Source organism: Streptomyces eurocidicus (assembly GCF_002891295.1).
Lineage (GTDB): Bacteria > Actinomycetota > Actinomycetes > Streptomycetales > Streptomycetaceae > Streptomyces > Streptomyces eurocidicus.
This window is the reverse complement of sequence record NZ_LGUI01000013.1, coordinates 189,690-204,073: the sequence shown is the minus strand read 5'-3', so window position 1 is coordinate 204,073 and position 14,384 is coordinate 189,690. Positions and strand designations below refer to the sequence as shown.

Below are 14,384 nucleotides of genomic sequence, written 5' to 3'. Positions count from 1 at the left end.
CGGAGATCGGAAAGCCGCCCGTCTCCTTGGAGTTGGGACGGGCGGCATGTGAACTATGCTCCGTTTTCGGGGACTTCGCGGATGCGGTCGGCCACCTGGGCGGGCATCGGCTCGTGGCGGGCGTAGCTCCGGGCGAACCGGCCGGTGCCGTGCGACAGGGAGCGAAGGTCCACCGCGTACCGGTCGATCTCGATCTCCGGGACCTCGGCCCGTACGAGGGTGCGGCCGGCGCCGGACTGCTCGGTGCCGACCACTCTGCCGCGCCGCCCGGAGAGGTCGCTCATCACCGGTCCGACATAGGCGTCGGGGACCAGCACCCGGACCTCCGCGACGGGTTCGAGGAGGTGGATCCGGGTCCCGGCGGCGGCCTCGCGCAGGGCGAGGGCGCCGGCCGTCTGGAAGGCGGCGTCGGAGGAGTCCACCGAGTGCGCCTTGCCGTCGAGGAGCGTCACCCGCACGTCGACCAGGGGGTAGCCGGCGGCGACGCCGCGCGCCGCCTGGGCCCGGACGCCCTTCTCCACGGAGGGGATGAACTGGCGGGGCACCGCGCCGCCCACCACCTTGTCGACGAACTCGATGCCGGAGCCGCCGGGCAGCGGCTCGACCTCGATCTCGCAGATGGCGTACTGGCCGTGGCCGCCGGACTGTTTGACGTGCCGCCCGCGCCCGGCGGCCCTGGAGCCGAAGGTCTCGCGCAGCGACACCTTGTAGGGCACGGCGTCGACCCGTACGCCGTAGCGGGTGCGCAGCCGCTCCAGGGCGACGTCGCGGTGCGCCTCGCCCAGGCACCACAGGACCACCTGGTGGGTCTGGGCGTTCTGCTCCAGCCGCATGGTGGGGTCCTCGGCGACCAGCCGGGCGAGGCCCTGCGAGAGCTTGTCCTCGTCCGCCTTGCTGTGCGCCTGGATGGCCACCGGTAGCAGGGGGTCGGGCATCTGCCACGGCTCCATCAGCAGGGGCTCGCCGCGGGCGGAGAGGGTGTCGCCGGTCTCGGCGTGGGCGAGCTTGGCGACGCAGGCGATGTCGCCGGCGATGGCCTGGTTCAGCTGCCGCTGGTGCTTGCCGAAGGGCGAGGAGAGGGCGCCGACGCGCTCGTCCACGTCGTGGTCCTCGTGGCCGCGGTCCTCCAGGCCGTGCCCGGAGACGTGCACGGTCTCGTCCGGGCGCAGGGTGCCGGAGAAGACGCGGACGAGGGAGATCCGTCCGACGTAGGGGTCGGAGGAGGTTTTGATCACTTCTGCGGCAAGTGGGCCGGCCGGGTCGCAGGTGAGGGGCGCGCGGGGGCGGCCGTCGGGGGTGGTGACCGCCGGGACCGTCCTTTCGAGCGGGGTGGGGAAGCCGCCGGTGATCAGCTCCAGCAGCTCCACGGTGCCCAGTCCGTGCCGGGCGCCCTCCGGCGCGGGGGCGGCGGCCAGGACGGGGTGGAAGGTGCCGCGCGCCACGGCCCGCTCCAGGTCCTCGATCAGGGTCTTGACGTCGATCTCCTCGCCGCCCAGATAGCGGTCCATGAGGGTCTCGTCCTCGCTCTCGGCGATGATCCCCTCGATGAGCCGGTTGCGGGCCTCCTCGATCAGCGGCAGCTGGTCGGGGCCGGGCGGGTGCTCGGCGCGCTCGCCGGAGGAGTAGTCGAAGACGCGCTGGGAGAGGAGGCCGATCAGGCCGGCCACGCTCCGGTGCCCGTCCGGGCCCTCGGGTCCGTGCAGGGGCAGATAGAGCGGCAGCACGCTGTCGGGGGAGTCGCCGCCGAAGGCGGTGCGGCAGTTCTCCGTCATCGCCGTGAAGTCCGCGCGGGCCGCCTCCAGGTGGGTGACGACGATCGCGCGGGGCATCCCGACGGCCGCGCACTCCTCCCACACCATGCGGGTCGCGCCGCCGATGTTCTCGGCGCCCTCGGCGGCCGAGACGACGAAGAGGGCCGCGTCCGCGGCGCGCAGACCGGCCCTGAGCTCCCCGACGAAGTCGGCGTAGCCGGGGGTGTCCAGGACATTGATCTTGATCCCGGCCCACTCCACGGGGACCAGGGAGAGCTGCACCGAGCGCTGCTGGCGGTGTTCCATCTCGTCGTAGTCGGACAGCGCGCCGCCGTCCTCCACCCGGCCGGCGCGGTTGACCGCTCCCGTGGTCAGCGCCAGCGCCTCCACCAGCGTCGTCTTGCCGGCGCCGCTGTGGCCGACCAGCACCACGTTGCGTACGTGGCTCGGCCGGTCGGCCGACACTGCTCTGCCCGCGGCCCCTGGGTACGTGCCCGTCTTCTCGCCCATGTGTCCCGCCTCCCGGTCGACACCTGCGGTCCTCCGAGCTTTCCACCGCCGTCACGCTGCGTCCATACGTCGCACACGGAGGCGTACCCGAGGCGGTGCCACCGGCGCGCCCCCGGTGGCGCGCGGACCGGTGCGCGCGCGGGGCGGCGGCCGTGGTGAGGGGTGTGCGAGCGGTGCGTGCGCGGGCGCCCCCGGCCGCCTGGCTACGATGGGCCAGCCGGTGGCCTCCTGACCACCCGGCCCGATACGACCCTCCGGGAAGGCCATGCTGAACAAGTACGCGCGTGCGTTCTTCACGCGTGTTCTCACGCCGTTCGCCGCCCTGCTCATCCGCCTCGGCGTCAGCCCCGACGCGGTGACCCTCGTCGGTACCGGCGGTGTGATGGCGGGTGCGCTGGTCTTCTACCCCCAGGGGGAGTTCTTCTGGGGCACGGTCACCATCACCCTGTTCGTCTTCTCCGACCTGGTCGACGGCAACATGGCCCGCCAGCTCGGCCGCTCCAGCCGCTGGGGCGCGTTCCTCGACTCCACGCTCGACCGGGTCGCCGACGCGGCGATCTTCGGCGGGCTCGCCCTCTGGTACGCGGGGCGCGGCGACAGCCTCACCCTGTGCGCGGTGACGATCTTCTGCCTCGCCAGCGGCCAGGTGGTCTCGTACACCAAGGCGCGCGGGGAGGCCATCGGTCTTCCGGTCAATGTGAACGGCCTGGTCGAGCGGGCCGAGCGGCTGGTGATCTCGCTGGTGGCGTGCGGCTTCTCCGGGCTGCACAAGTTCGGCGTGCCGGGCATCCAGATCCTGCTGCCCATCGCCCTGTGGATCGTGGCGGCCGGCAGCCTGGTGACCTTGGTCCAGCGCGTGGTGACCGTGCGCCGCGAGGCCGCCGAGGCCGACGCGGTGGCGAGCGGCGGCGGGGCCGGGTGAACGCGCGGTGAGGGAGAAGCTGACCGACGCGCTGTACGGGCTCGGCTGGGGCGCGGTGAAGAAGCTTCCCGAGCCGGTGGCCACCCGGCTAGGACGGCGGATCGCCGACATCGCGTGGAAGCGGCGCGGCAAGGGCGTGCTGCGCCTGGAGGCCAATCTCGCGCGGGTGCTGCCCGACGCGGGCCCCGGGCGGCTCGCCGGGCTCTCGCGGGCGGGCATGCGCTCGTACATGCGCTACTGGATGGAGTCCTTCCGACTGCCGGCGTGGAGCCCGCAGCGGATCCGCGACGGCTTCACGCCGGAGGGCCTGCACTTCCTGGAGGAGAGCCTGGCCGGCGGGCGGGGCGTCATCGTCGCCCTGCCCCACATGGGCAACTACGACCTCGCGGGCGCCTGGGTCACCACCCGGCTGGGGGTGCCCTTCACGACCGTCGCCGAGCGGCTCAAGCCCGAGACGCTCTACGACCGGTTCGTGGCCTACCGCGAGGGGCTCGGCATGGAGGTCCTGCCGCACGCCGGGGGCAGCGCCTTCGGCACCCTCGCGCGCCGGCTGCGGGCGGGCGGGCTGGTCTGCCTGGTGGCCGACCGCGACCTGTCCTCCTCCGGCATAGAGGTGAAGTTCTTCGGCGAGGCGGCGAAGATGCCCGCCGGACCCGCCATGCTGGCGGTGCAGACCGGTGCGGCGCTGCTGCCCGTCACCCTCTGGTACGACAGCTCGCCGGTGATGCGGGGGCGGATCCACCCGCCCGTCGAGGTGCCGGAGACGGGCACCCGGCAGGAGAAGGCCGCCGCGATGACCCAGCAGCTGGCCGACGCCTTCGCCGGGGGCATCGCCGAGCACCCGCAGGACTGGCACATGCTCCAGCGACTCTGGCTCGCGGACCTGCCGCGGGCCGGGGAGGGGACACCGTGAGGATCGGGATCGTCTGCCCGTATTCGTGGGACGTCCCCGGCGGGGTGCAGTTCCACATCCGGGACCTGGCCGAGCACCTCATCCGGCTGGGCCACGAGGTGTCGGTGCTGGCGCCCGCGGACGACGAGACGCCGCTCCCGCCGTTCGTCGTCTCCGCCGGCCGGGCCGTGCCCGTGCCCTACAACGGCTCGGTGGCCCGGCTGAACTTCGGCTTCCTGTCGGCCGCCCGGGTGCGGCGCTGGCTGCACGACGGTGACTTCGACGTCATCCACATCCACGAGCCGACCTCGCCCTCCCTGGGCCTGCTGGCCTGCTGGGCGGCGCAGGGCCCGATCGTGGCGACCTTCCACACCTCCAACCCGCGCTCCCGGGCGATGATCGCGGCCTATCCGATCCTCCAGCCGGCGCTGGAGAAGATCAGCGCCCGGATCGCGGTGAGCGAGTACGCCCGCCGGACGCTGGTCGAGCACCTGGGCGGAGACGCCGTCGTCATCCCCAACGGCGTCGACGTGGACTTCTTCGCCCGCGCCGAACCCCGCAAGGAGTGGCAGGGCGGCGTCGACGGCGGCACGATCGGCTTCATCGGCCGGATCGACGAGCCGCGCAAGGGGCTGCCGGTCCTGATGCGCGCCCTGCCGAAGATCCTCGCGGAGCGCCCCGGCACCCGGCTGCTGGTGGCCGGGCGCGGCGACGAGGAGGAGGCCGTCGCGAGCCTGCCCGCGGAGATGCGCGGGCGGGTGGAATTCCTCGGCATGGTGAGCGACGAGGACAAGGCGCGGCTGCTGCGCAGCGTGGACGTCTATGTGGCGCCCAACACCGGGGGCGAGTCGTTCGGCATCATCCTCGTCGAGGCGATGTCGGCGGGCGCGCCCGTCCTCGCCAGCGACCTGGACGCCTTCGCGCAGGTCCTCGACAAGGGTGCGGCGGGCCGGCTGTTCGCCAACGAGGACGCGGACGCGCTGGCCGCGGCGGCGGTGGGCCTGCTGGGCGACCCGGACGGCCGGGCACGGCTGAGCGAACGCGGCTCGGCACACGTGCGCCGCTTCGACTGGTCGAGGGTCGGCGCGGACATCCTGGCGGTCTACGAGACGGTGACGGCGGGCGCGGCGTCGGTGGCCACGGACGAGCGCCCGGGCTTCCGAGCGAGATTCGGCCTGGCCCGCGACTGACGCCTGCCGCCGGGGCTCGACCGTCCCGGGCCCGGGACGGTCCCCATCCACGCATGCCACGCTCCGGGCCGGGGCTTCGGCCCGCTCCGGGTCGGCCACGACCGGGCCGGGGCTCGACCCCACTCCGCGTCGGTCGCGCTCTGGTCCGGGCCCCACCCGCGTCGGCCACGCTCCGGGCCGGGGCTTCGGCCCACTTCGGGTCGGCCACGACCGGGCCGGGGCTCCGCCCCACTCCGCGTCGGCCACACTCCGGGCCGGGCCCACCCACGCCGGCCACGCTGCGGGCCGGGCCCCACCCACGCAGGCCACGCTCCGGGCCGGGACTTCGGCCCGCTCAGGGTCGGTCGTACTCCGGGCCGGGGCTTCGGCCCGCTCCGGGTCGGCCACGACCGGGCCGGGGCTCGACCCCACTCCGCGTCGGTCACGCTCCGGTCCGGGCCCCACCCGCGTCGGCCACGCTCCGGGCCGGGACTTCGTCCCGCTCCGGGTCGGTCGTACTCCGGGCCGGGGCTCCGCCCCACTTCGGGTCGGTCGCGCTCCGGTCCGGGCCCCACTCCGCGTCGGCCACCACCGGGCCGGCCTACGGCCCACTCCTCGCCGAGAGGGCGACGCAGTTCGGGCAGGGGTGCGATCAGGTCCGGGCCCGGCCACAATCCAGCCCGTCCGGGGGCACCTCCCAGCGTTAGCTGGGGGAGTTTGAGGACATCGGTAAGGCGCGCCCCGACGTGGCGGCACCCTTACCGAGACCCGGCGCCTCCGGCGCCATCGCGGCAGCGGCCCCGCGGCGAGCGGTAACGTGAGCACGCGTGACCACTTTGATCTGGATCGTCGTCGCGCTGGTCGTCATCGGCGTCTACCTGAGCTGGACCGCCGGCCGTCTCGACCGGCTGCACAGCCGTATCGACGCCGCGCGGGCCGCGCTCGACGCCCAGCTGCTGCGGCGCGCCTCGGTCGCGCAGGAGCTCGCCACCGCCGGGGTGCTCGATCCGGCCGCCTCGATCGTCCTCTACCAGGCCGCGCACGCGGCCCGGCAGGCCGAGGAGGAGCACCGGGAGGTCGCCGAGAGCGAGCTGAGCCAGGCGCTGCGCGCCGTGTTCGCGGAGCCGCCGCAGGTCGAGGCGGTGCGGGCGGCGCCGGGCGGTGAGGAGTCGCTGTCCGAGCTCGGGGAGGCGGTGCGCCGGGTGCCGATGGCGCGGCGGTTCCACAACGACGCGGTGCGCGCCGCGCGGGCGGTCCGCACGCACCGGGTGGTGCGCTGGTTCCGGCTGGCGGGGCACGCGCCGTTCCCGCTCGCGTTCGAGATGGATGACGAGCCTCCGGCGGTGCTCGGGGACCGCACAAGCCACTGACCTCGAATTGGCTCTTTTTTCGCCCATCGGGCGGCGGATTGGATGACCGTGCAGCATCACCGCCCTTGATAGTGAGGTCACCACGTGTCCAGCACGGCCCCCAGCACGTCCACGAACCCCGAGACCGGCACCGCACGCGTCAAGCGCGGCATGGCCGAGCAGCTCAAGGGCGGCGTGATCATGGACGTCGTCACGCCGGAGGAAGCCAAGATCGCCGAGGACGCCGGCGCGGTCGCGGTCATGGCCCTGGAGCGCGTGCCCGCCGACATCCGCAAGGACGGCGGCGTGGCCCGGATGTCCGACCCGGACATGATCGACGGCATCATCAACGCCGTCTCCATCCCGGTCATGGCCAAGTCCCGCATCGGCCACTTCGTCGAGGCCCAGGTGCTCCAGTCCCTCGGCGTCGACTACATCGACGAGTCCGAGGTCCTCACCCCGGCCGACGAGGTCAACCACAGCGACAAGTGGGCCTTCACCACCCCCTTCGTCTGCGGTGCCACCAACCTGGGCGAGGCGCTGCGCCGCATCGCCGAGGGCGCGGCCATGATCCGCTCGAAGGGCGAGGCCGGCACCGGCAACGTCGTCGAGGCCGTGCGCCACCTGCGCCAGATCAAGGGCGAGATCGCCCGTCTGCGCGGCTACGACAACAACGAGCTCTTCGCCGCCGCCAAGGAGCTGCGCGCCCCGTACGAGCTCGTCAAGGAGGTCGCCGAGCTCGGCAAGCTGCCGGTCGTGCTGTTCTCCGCCGGTGGCGTCGCCACCCCCGCCGACGCCGCGCTGATGCGCCAGCTGGGCGCCGAGGGCGTCTTCGTCGGCTCCGGCATCTTCAAGTCCGGCGACCCGGCCAAGCGCGCCGCCGCCATCGTGAAGGCCACCACGTTCTACGACGACCCGAGCGTCATCGCGGACGTCTCGCGGAACCTGGGCGAGGCCATGGTCGGCATCAACTGCGACACCCTCCCCGAGTCGGAGCGCTACGCCAACCGCGGCTGGTAATCCGCCCCGAACCCCCCGGTGGGCGGCCCGCTTTCCCGGGCCGCCCACCGTCCGTACACCGCGTCCCGCTGTGAGAGGTACCCCGTGACAACCCCCGTCGACAGCCCGGTCATCGGCGTACTCGCCCTCCAGGGCGACGTCCGCGAGCATCTGATCGCCCTCGCGGCCGCCGGGGCCGTGGCCCGCCCGGTCCGCCGTCCCGAGGAGCTCGGCGACCTCGACGGCCTGGTCATACCCGGTGGCGAGTCCACCACCATGTCCAAGCTGGCGGTCGCCTTCGGGATGCTGGAGCCGCTGCGCGAGCGGGTGCGGGCCGGGCTGCCGGTCTACGGCACCTGCGCCGGCATGATCATGGTCGCGGACAAGCTCCTGGACGGCCGGGAGGACCAGGAGACGCTCGGCGGCATCGACATGATCGTGCGCCGTAACGCCTTCGGGCGGCAGAACGAGTCCTTCGAGGCGGTCATCGAGGTCGCGGGGATCGAGGGCGGCCCCGTCGAGGGCGTCTTCATCCGCGCCCCCTGGGTGGAGTCGCTGGGCGCGCGGGCCCAGGTGCTGGCCACGTACGACGGCCACACCGTCGCCGTGCGCCAGGGGAACGTGCTCGCCACGTCCTTCCACCCGGAGCTGACGGGTGACCACCGCGTGCACGGGCTGTTCGTCGACATGGTGCGCGCGGCGTAGCGGCGAGGTCCCGGTAGGATCTCAGTCGTTCGTTCAGAAATGGTTACGCGAAGGAGACAGGCGGATGTCCGGCCACTCTAAATGGGCTACGACTAAGCACAAGAAGGCCGTGATCGACGCCAAGCGCGGCAAGCTCTTCGCGAAGATGATCAAGAACATCGAGGTCGCGGCCCGTACCGGCGGCGCCGACCCGTCGGGCAACCCGACGCTGTTCGACGCCATCCAGAAGGCGAAGAAGAGCTCGGTCCCCAACAAGAACATCGACTCGGCGGTCAAGCGCGGCGCCGGCCTCGAGGCCGGTGGCGCCGACTACGAGACGATCATGTACGAGGGCTACGGCCCGAACGGTGTCGCGGTGCTCATCGAGTGCCTCACCGACAACCGCAACCGCGCCGCCTCCGACGTGCGCGTCGCCATGACCCGCAACGGCGGCTCGATGGCCGACCCGGGCTCGGTCTCGTACCTCTTCAACCGCAAGGGCGTCGTGATCGTCCCCAAGGGCGAGCTCGCCGAGGACGACGTCCTCGGCGCGGTCCTGGACGCGGGCGCCGAGGAGGTCAACGACCTGGGTGACTCCTTCGAGGTGCTCAGCGAGGCCACGGACATGGTCGCGGTGCGCACCGCGCTCCAGGAGGCGGGCATCGACTACGACTCCGCCGAGGCCAACTTCGTCCCGACCATGCAGGTCGAGCTGGACGAGGACGGCGCGCGCAAGATCTTCAAGCTGATCGACGCGCTGGAGGACAGCGACGACGTGCAGAACGTCTTCGCCAACTTCGACGTCTCCGACGACGTGATGGCCAAGGTCGACGCGTAAGCGGCGATCCGCCACGGCGATTTCGAGGACGCGGGCCGTGCACGGGCCGACGGGACACCGACCCGTCGGCCCGTCGGCATGACCGGGGCTTGTCAGCGGCAGCCGATAGTCTGCGGACGGACGACGAAGGAGGGGGCGCGATGCGCGTGCTGGGCGTGGACCCGGGGCTGACCAGGTGCGGCATCGGCGTGGTCGAGGGCGTCGCCGGCCGGCCGCTGCGGATGCTCGGCGTCGGCGTCGTCCGCACCCCGGCCGAGGCCGAGGTGGCCGACCGTCTCGTCCTCATCGAGCGCGGCATCGAGCAGTGGCTCGACGAGCACCGCCCCGAATTCGTCGCCGTGGAGCGCGTCTTCAGCCAGCACAACGTGAGCACGGTCATGGGCACCGCCCAGGCCAGCGCCGTCGCCATGCTCTGCGCCGCCCGGCGCGGACTGCCCGTCGCCCTGCACACCCCCAGCGAGGTCAAGGCCGCCGTCACCGGCAGCGGCCGGGCCGACAAGGCCCAGGTCGGCTCCATGGTCACCCGCCTGCTCCGGCTCGACGCACCGCCCAAGCCGGCCGACGCCGCCGACGCCCTCGCCCTCGCCATCTGTCACATCTGGCGGGCCCCCGCGACCAACCGCCTCCAGCAGGCCGTCGCCGCCCACCGCCGCACCGCGCGTCCCCAGGACGCCACCGCACGAACCCTGAAGGGCAGCGCATGATCGCCTTTGTCTCCGGCCCGGTCGCGGCCCTCGCCCCGGACACCGCCGTCGTCGAGGTCGGCGGCATCGGCATGGCCGTCCTGTGCACCCCGGACACCCTCTCCGCCCTCCAGGTCGGCGAGCCCGCCAGGCTCGCCACGTCCCTGGTGGTGCGCGAGGACTCCCTCACCCTCTACGGCTTCGCCGACGACGACGAGCGCCAGGTCTTCGAGCTGCTCCAGACGGCCAGCGGCGTCGGCCCCCGCCTCGCCCAGGCCATGCTCGCCGTGCACCGCCCGGACACCCTGCGGCGGGCCGTCGCCACCGGCGACGAGAAGGCGCTCACGGCCGTGCCGGGCATCGGCAAGAAGGGTGCGCAGAAGCTGCTGCTGGAGCTGAAGGACCGGCTGGGCGCCCCCCTGGGCACCGGCACGGCCCCCGCACCCGCGGCCGCGACCGGCTGGCGCGACCAGCTGCACGCGGCGCTCGTGGGACTGGGCTACGCGGCCCGCGAGGCGGACGAGGCGGTGGCGGCGGTGACGCCCCGGGCCGAGGAGACGATCGCGGCCGGCGGCACCCCACAGGTGGGCCAGCTGCTCCGGGCCGCACTCCAGACCCTGAACCGCGCCCGCTGACGGTGGCCGTCCCCGGCCCCTCCCTTTCCCGGCCCCGGGCTTCGTGCCGGACCCCGGTCCTCAAGGGCCGGACGGGCTGACTTCAGCCCGTCCGGCGTTTGAGGACACCGCGCGGCAGCGCGGAAGGGGGCCCGGGGGCGAAGCCCGGGAAGGGGCGGGTAGGGGAAAGCCCCCCCCGACCGCCCCACCCGCACCCGACCCGCCCCCGAGAGGCCCCCGTGAACTGGGACGACGAAGCCCCCACGACCACCCCCGCCGGCGACCGCCTGGTAGGCGCTGCCGCCGACCGTGAGGAGCAGGCCGTCGAGGCCGCCCTGCGCCCCAAGGATCTGGAGGAGTTCGTGGGGCAGGAGCGGGTCCGGGAGCAGCTCGACCTGGTGCTCAAGGCCGCCCGGCAGCGCAACGCCACCGCCGACCACGTGCTGCTCTCCGGCGCCCCCGGCCTCGGCAAGACCACCCTCTCGATGATCATCGCGGCCGAGATGGGCGCGCCCATCCGCATCACCTCCGGCCCCGCCATCCAGCACGCCGGTGACCTGGCCGCGATCCTGTCCTCCCTCACCGAGGGCGAGGTCCTCTTCCTCGACGAGATCCACCGCATGTCCCGGCCCGCCGAGGAGATGCTGTACATGGCGATGGAGGACTTCCGCGTCGACGTGATCGTCGGCAAGGGCCCCGGCGCCACCGCCATCCCGCTGGAGCTGCCGCCCTTCACCCTCGTCGGCGCCACCACCCGGGCCGGCCTGCTGCCGCCCCCGCTGCGCGACCGCTTCGGCTTCACCGGGCACATGGAGTTCTACGCCCCCGCCGAGCTGGAGCGCGTCATCCACCGCTCGGCCCGCCTCCTCGACGTGGACATAGAGGCGGACGGCGCGGCCGAGATCGCCGGCCGCTCCCGCGGCACGCCCCGTATCGCCAACCGGCTGCTGCGCCGGGTGCGCGACTACGCCCAGGTCAAGACCGACGGCGTGGTCACCCGGGAGGTCGCCGCCCGGGCCCTCGCGGTCTACGAGGTCGACGCCCGCGGCCTCGACCGGCTCGACCGGGCCGTGCTCACCGCCCTGCTGAAGCTCTTCGGCGGCGGCCCCGTGGGCCTGTCCACCCTGGCCGTCGCGGTGGGGGAGGAGCGGGAGACGGTCGAGGAGGTCGCCGAGCCGTTCCTGGTGCGGGAGGGGCTGCTGGCCCGGACGCCACGCGGCCGGATCGCGACCCCGGCGGCCTGGAACCACCTCGGGCTGGTGCCGCCGCAGCAGTCGGCGGGCGCCCCCGGCCAGCAGGGACTCTTCGGCGGCTGAACGGCGCGGGTACTGGTCCGGTCAGGAACCACGGTGCCATGCTGGGCGTTGTTCCATAGGCGCGGACTCGCTTAGACTCCGCCGATGCCCGTCCGTACAGACGCGGCATACCACCCCCGTAGACCAGGCCGCGCCCTCCCGTGGTCGTGCGAAGGAAACCCCGTCCCGTGAATATCATGACTCTCCTGCCGTTCATCGTGCTTATCGGGGCCATGTTCCTGATGACCCGGTCGGCCAAGAACAAGCAGCGCCAGGCAGCGACGATGCGCGACCGGATGCAGCCGGGCACCGGCGTGCGGACGATCGGCGGCATGTACGCCACCGTCAAGGAGGTCAGTGACGACTCGGTCCTCCTCGAGGTCGCCCCGGGCGTTCACGCGATCTACGCGAAGAACGCCATCGGCGCCGTCCTGGAGGACGAGGAGTACAACCGCATCGTCCACGGGATCGAGTCGGACGACTCCGACGCCCCTGTCGTTCCGGACGACGCCTCCTCGCTGACCGAGGCCGCCGAGGGCGACGCCCCGGCCGAGAAGAAGATCGACCTCGGCAAGGACACCGCCGCCGACGCCAAGGGCGAGGCCGCGAAGGCCGAGAAGACCGAGGACGCCAAGCAGGACGGCGACGCCGACGCGAAGTAGCCCCTTCAGGGAACCGCGGAGCACTGCGTGAGCGGTGCGCCGCGGTTCCTTTACGGTCTAGGCTCCGGCGGGGGGCAGGTCCCCACAAGACTTCGTGGCCGTCCGGCGAACACCCGACGCCGGGCGGTTGGACAGGGAGAAACGACAAGGTGGCAGCACCGAAGAAGGGCCGCAGGTCCCCGGGCGGTCAGGGCAGGCCGGGCCGCGTCCTGGTCCTGATCCTGATCGCCATGGTGGCGCTCACGGCGGGGATGTTCGCCTCCGGGCGCACCACTCCACGGCTGGGCATCGACCTCGCGGGTGGCACCAGTTTCACGCTGGAGGCCAAGAACGAGCCCGGCAAGCCCAACGCGATCAACCAGACCAATATGAACACGGCGGTGGGCATCATCGAGCGCCGTGTCAACGGTCTCGGTGTCACGGAGGCCGAGGTCCAGACCCAGGGCGGGAACCACATCATCGCGAACATCCCCAAGGGGACGAACGCGAAGCAGGCCCGTGAGCAGGTCGGTACCACCGCCAAGCTGGGCTTCCGTCCCGTCCTGAGCGTCGCCGACGCCGCGCCCGCGCCCGGCCCGTCCCCCAGCTCCTCCGCCTCGGACAAGGACGGCAAGAACGGCGACAAGAGCAAGGACGACAAGAACAAGCCGTCCGGCTCCCCGTCCGCCTCCGCCTCCGCTTCCGGGAGCACCCCGCCGAAGGGCCGCGCGGTCTCCGACGCCCTGAAGGCCGACGGCACGCCGAGCCCGAACGCGACCGCCTCCCTCAAGGACGGCGCGAAGGACGACAAGGCCAAGGACGACAAGGCCAAGGACGACAAGGCCAAGGACGACAAGGCCAAGGACGACAAGGCCAAGGACGACAAGGGCGCCAAGAAGGACCCCACGCCGTCCCCGGCCGACATCGCCGCGCTGCAGAAGCGTCTCGGCGAGCTGGACTGCTCCACCAAGGAAGGCCGCGCCAAGGCCGGTGAGGCCGCCGCCCGCGCCGCCGCGACCGACACCATCGTCGCGTGCAAGAAGGACGGCTCCGCCAAGGAGATCCTCGGCCCGGTGGCCGTCGAGGGCACCGGCGTCAGCGACGCCGACGCCGTCTTCGACAGCCAGCAGGGCAAGGGCTGGATCGTCCAGCTGAAGTTCACCTCGGGCGGCTCCAAGAAGTTCGCCGAGGTCACCGGCCAGCTGGCGACCAAGGCGCCCCCGCAGAACCAGTTCGCGATCGTCCTGGACGGCGCGGTCGTCTCCGACCCGTCCGTCTCCACCTCCATCAGCGGCGGCCAGGCGGAGATCTCCGGCGGCTTCACCCAGCAGAGCGCGGGCGACCTCGCCAACGTGCTCTCCTACGGCGCCCTGCCGCTCTCGTTCGACATCGTCAACGAGACCACCGTCTCCGCGGCCCTCGGCGGCGAGCAGCTGCGCGCGGGTCTGCTGGCCGGCGCCATCGGCCTCGCCCTGGTGATCATCTACCTGGTGGCGTACTACCGCGGTCTCGCGCTCGTCGCCCTCGCCAGCCTCCTGTGCTCGGCGATCCTCACCTACACGATCATGGTGTTGCTGGGCCAGGCCATCGGCTTCGCGCTGAACCTGCCGGCGGTCTGCGGCGCCATCGTCGCGATCGGCATCACCGCCGACTCCTTCATCGTCTACTTCGAGCGCATCCGCGACGAGATCAGAGAAGGCCGCAGCCTGCGTCCGGCCGTCGAGCGGGGCTGGCCGCGTGCCCGCCGCACCATCCTGGTCTCCGACTTCGTCTCCTTCCTCGCCGCCGCGGTGCTCTTCATCGTCACCGTCGGCAAGGTCCAGGGCTTCGCGTTCACGCTCGGCCTGACCACCCTCCTCGACGTCGTCGTGGTCTTCTTCTTCACCAAGCCGCTGATGACGCTGCTCGCGCGCCGCAAGTTCTTCGCGAACGGCCACCCGTGGTCCGGGCTCGACCCCAAGCGACTCGGCGTCAAGCCGCCGCTGCGGGCCTCCCGCCGCCGCCCCTCCGCCCCCGTCGACCCCAAGGAGGCGTGAG

The 14,384-nt window shown here is 72.8% G+C and carries 13 protein-coding genes; 12 read left to right on the top strand and 1 reads right to left on the bottom strand.

Annotated features, from left to right (window positions below; all coding sequences use genetic code 11):
* Nucleotides 1-53 precede the first annotated feature (53 nt).
* Entirely contained in the window at nt 54-2,261 is a 2,208-nt protein-coding gene (locus AF335_RS31605) for an elongation factor G-like protein EF-G2 (RefSeq protein ID WP_102921851.1), read from the bottom strand.
* Nucleotides 2,262-2,526: 265 nt separating this feature from the next.
* Here AF335_RS31605 and pgsA point away from each other — a divergent pair, with 265 nt between their 5' ends.
* From pgsA to secD, 12 genes are all read left to right on the top strand, one after another.
* The gene (pgsA, locus tag AF335_RS31600; RefSeq protein ID WP_102921850.1) at nt 2,527-3,183 is read left to right on the top strand and encodes a phosphatidylinositol phosphate synthase; all 657 of its coding nucleotides are present in this window, start codon (nt 2,527-2,529) and stop codon (nt 3,181-3,183) included.
* Between the two features lie 7 nt (nt 3,184-3,190).
* Nucleotides 3,191-4,096 carry a phosphatidylinositol mannoside acyltransferase gene (locus tag AF335_RS31595; protein ID WP_102921849.1) on the top strand — a complete coding sequence of 302 codons (906 nt, stop codon included), beginning with the start codon at nt 3,191-3,193 and terminating at the stop codon, nt 4,094-4,096.
* A complete protein-coding gene (locus tag AF335_RS31590) occupies nt 4,093-5,265 on the top strand; it encodes a glycosyltransferase family 4 protein (protein WP_102921848.1) in 1,173 nt (390 codons plus the stop codon). Before AF335_RS31595 ends, AF335_RS31590 begins: the two co-directional genes overlap by 4 nt.
* A gap of 806 nt (nt 5,266-6,071) precedes the next feature.
* Entirely contained in the window at nt 6,072-6,614 is a 543-nt protein-coding gene (locus tag AF335_RS31585; protein WP_102921847.1) for a LemA family protein, read from the top strand.
* Between the two features lie 84 nt (nt 6,615-6,698).
* Nucleotides 6,699-7,613, top strand: coding sequence for a pyridoxal 5'-phosphate synthase lyase subunit PdxS (pdxS, locus tag AF335_RS31580; RefSeq protein WP_102921846.1), 915 nt, complete (start codon nt 6,699-6,701; stop codon nt 7,611-7,613).
* A gap of 84 nt (nt 7,614-7,697) precedes the next feature.
* A complete protein-coding gene (gene pdxT / locus AF335_RS31575; protein WP_102921845.1) occupies nt 7,698-8,297 on the top strand; it encodes a pyridoxal 5'-phosphate synthase glutaminase subunit PdxT in 600 nt (199 codons plus the stop codon).
* A 64-nt stretch (nt 8,298-8,361) separates the two neighbouring features.
* Nucleotides 8,362-9,114, top strand: coding sequence for a YebC/PmpR family DNA-binding transcriptional regulator (locus AF335_RS31570; RefSeq protein WP_102921844.1), 753 nt, complete (start codon nt 8,362-8,364; stop codon nt 9,112-9,114).
* A 140-nt stretch (nt 9,115-9,254) separates the two neighbouring features.
* Nucleotides 9,255-9,818 carry a crossover junction endodeoxyribonuclease RuvC gene (ruvC, locus tag AF335_RS31565; protein ID WP_102921843.1) on the top strand — a complete coding sequence of 188 codons (564 nt, stop codon included), beginning with the start codon at nt 9,255-9,257 and terminating at the stop codon, nt 9,816-9,818.
* The gene (ruvA, locus tag AF335_RS31560; protein WP_102921842.1) at nt 9,815-10,432 is read left to right on the top strand and encodes a Holliday junction branch migration protein RuvA; all 618 of its coding nucleotides are present in this window, start codon (nt 9,815-9,817) and stop codon (nt 10,430-10,432) included. Before ruvC ends, ruvA begins: the two co-directional genes overlap by 4 nt.
* 218 nt (nt 10,433-10,650) lie before the next feature.
* Nucleotides 10,651-11,727 carry a Holliday junction branch migration DNA helicase RuvB gene (gene ruvB, locus AF335_RS31555; RefSeq protein WP_102921841.1) on the top strand — a complete coding sequence of 359 codons (1,077 nt, stop codon included), beginning with the start codon at nt 10,651-10,653 and terminating at the stop codon, nt 11,725-11,727.
* Nucleotides 11,728-11,894: 167 nt separating this feature from the next.
* Complete coding sequence (gene yajC, locus AF335_RS31550) at nt 11,895-12,368, top strand: preprotein translocase subunit YajC (protein WP_102921840.1); 474 nt, start codon at nt 11,895-11,897, stop codon at nt 12,366-12,368.
* 149 nt (nt 12,369-12,517) lie between these two features.
* Nucleotides 12,518-14,383, top strand: a complete 1,866-nt coding sequence (gene secD, locus AF335_RS31545; RefSeq protein ID WP_102921839.1) for a protein translocase subunit SecD — start codon at nt 12,518-12,520, stop codon at nt 14,381-14,383.
* The last annotated feature ends 1 nt before the right edge of the window (nt 14,384 follow it).

Coding starts and splice junctions, on each gene's coding strand:
- ruvA (WP_102921842.1), top strand. CDS start 9,815: ATGATCGCCTTTGTCTCCGGCCCGGTCGCGGCCCTCGCCCCGGACACC.
- AF335_RS31605 (WP_102921851.1), bottom strand. CDS start 2,261: ATGGGCGAGAAGACGGGCACGTACCCAGGGGCCGCGGGCAGAGCAGTG.
- ruvC (WP_102921843.1), top strand. CDS start 9,255: ATGCGCGTGCTGGGCGTGGACCCGGGGCTGACCAGGTGCGGCATCGGC.
- AF335_RS31570 (WP_102921844.1), top strand. CDS start 8,362: ATGTCCGGCCACTCTAAATGGGCTACGACTAAGCACAAGAAGGCCGTG.
- pgsA (WP_102921850.1), top strand. CDS start 2,527: ATGCTGAACAAGTACGCGCGTGCGTTCTTCACGCGTGTTCTCACGCCG.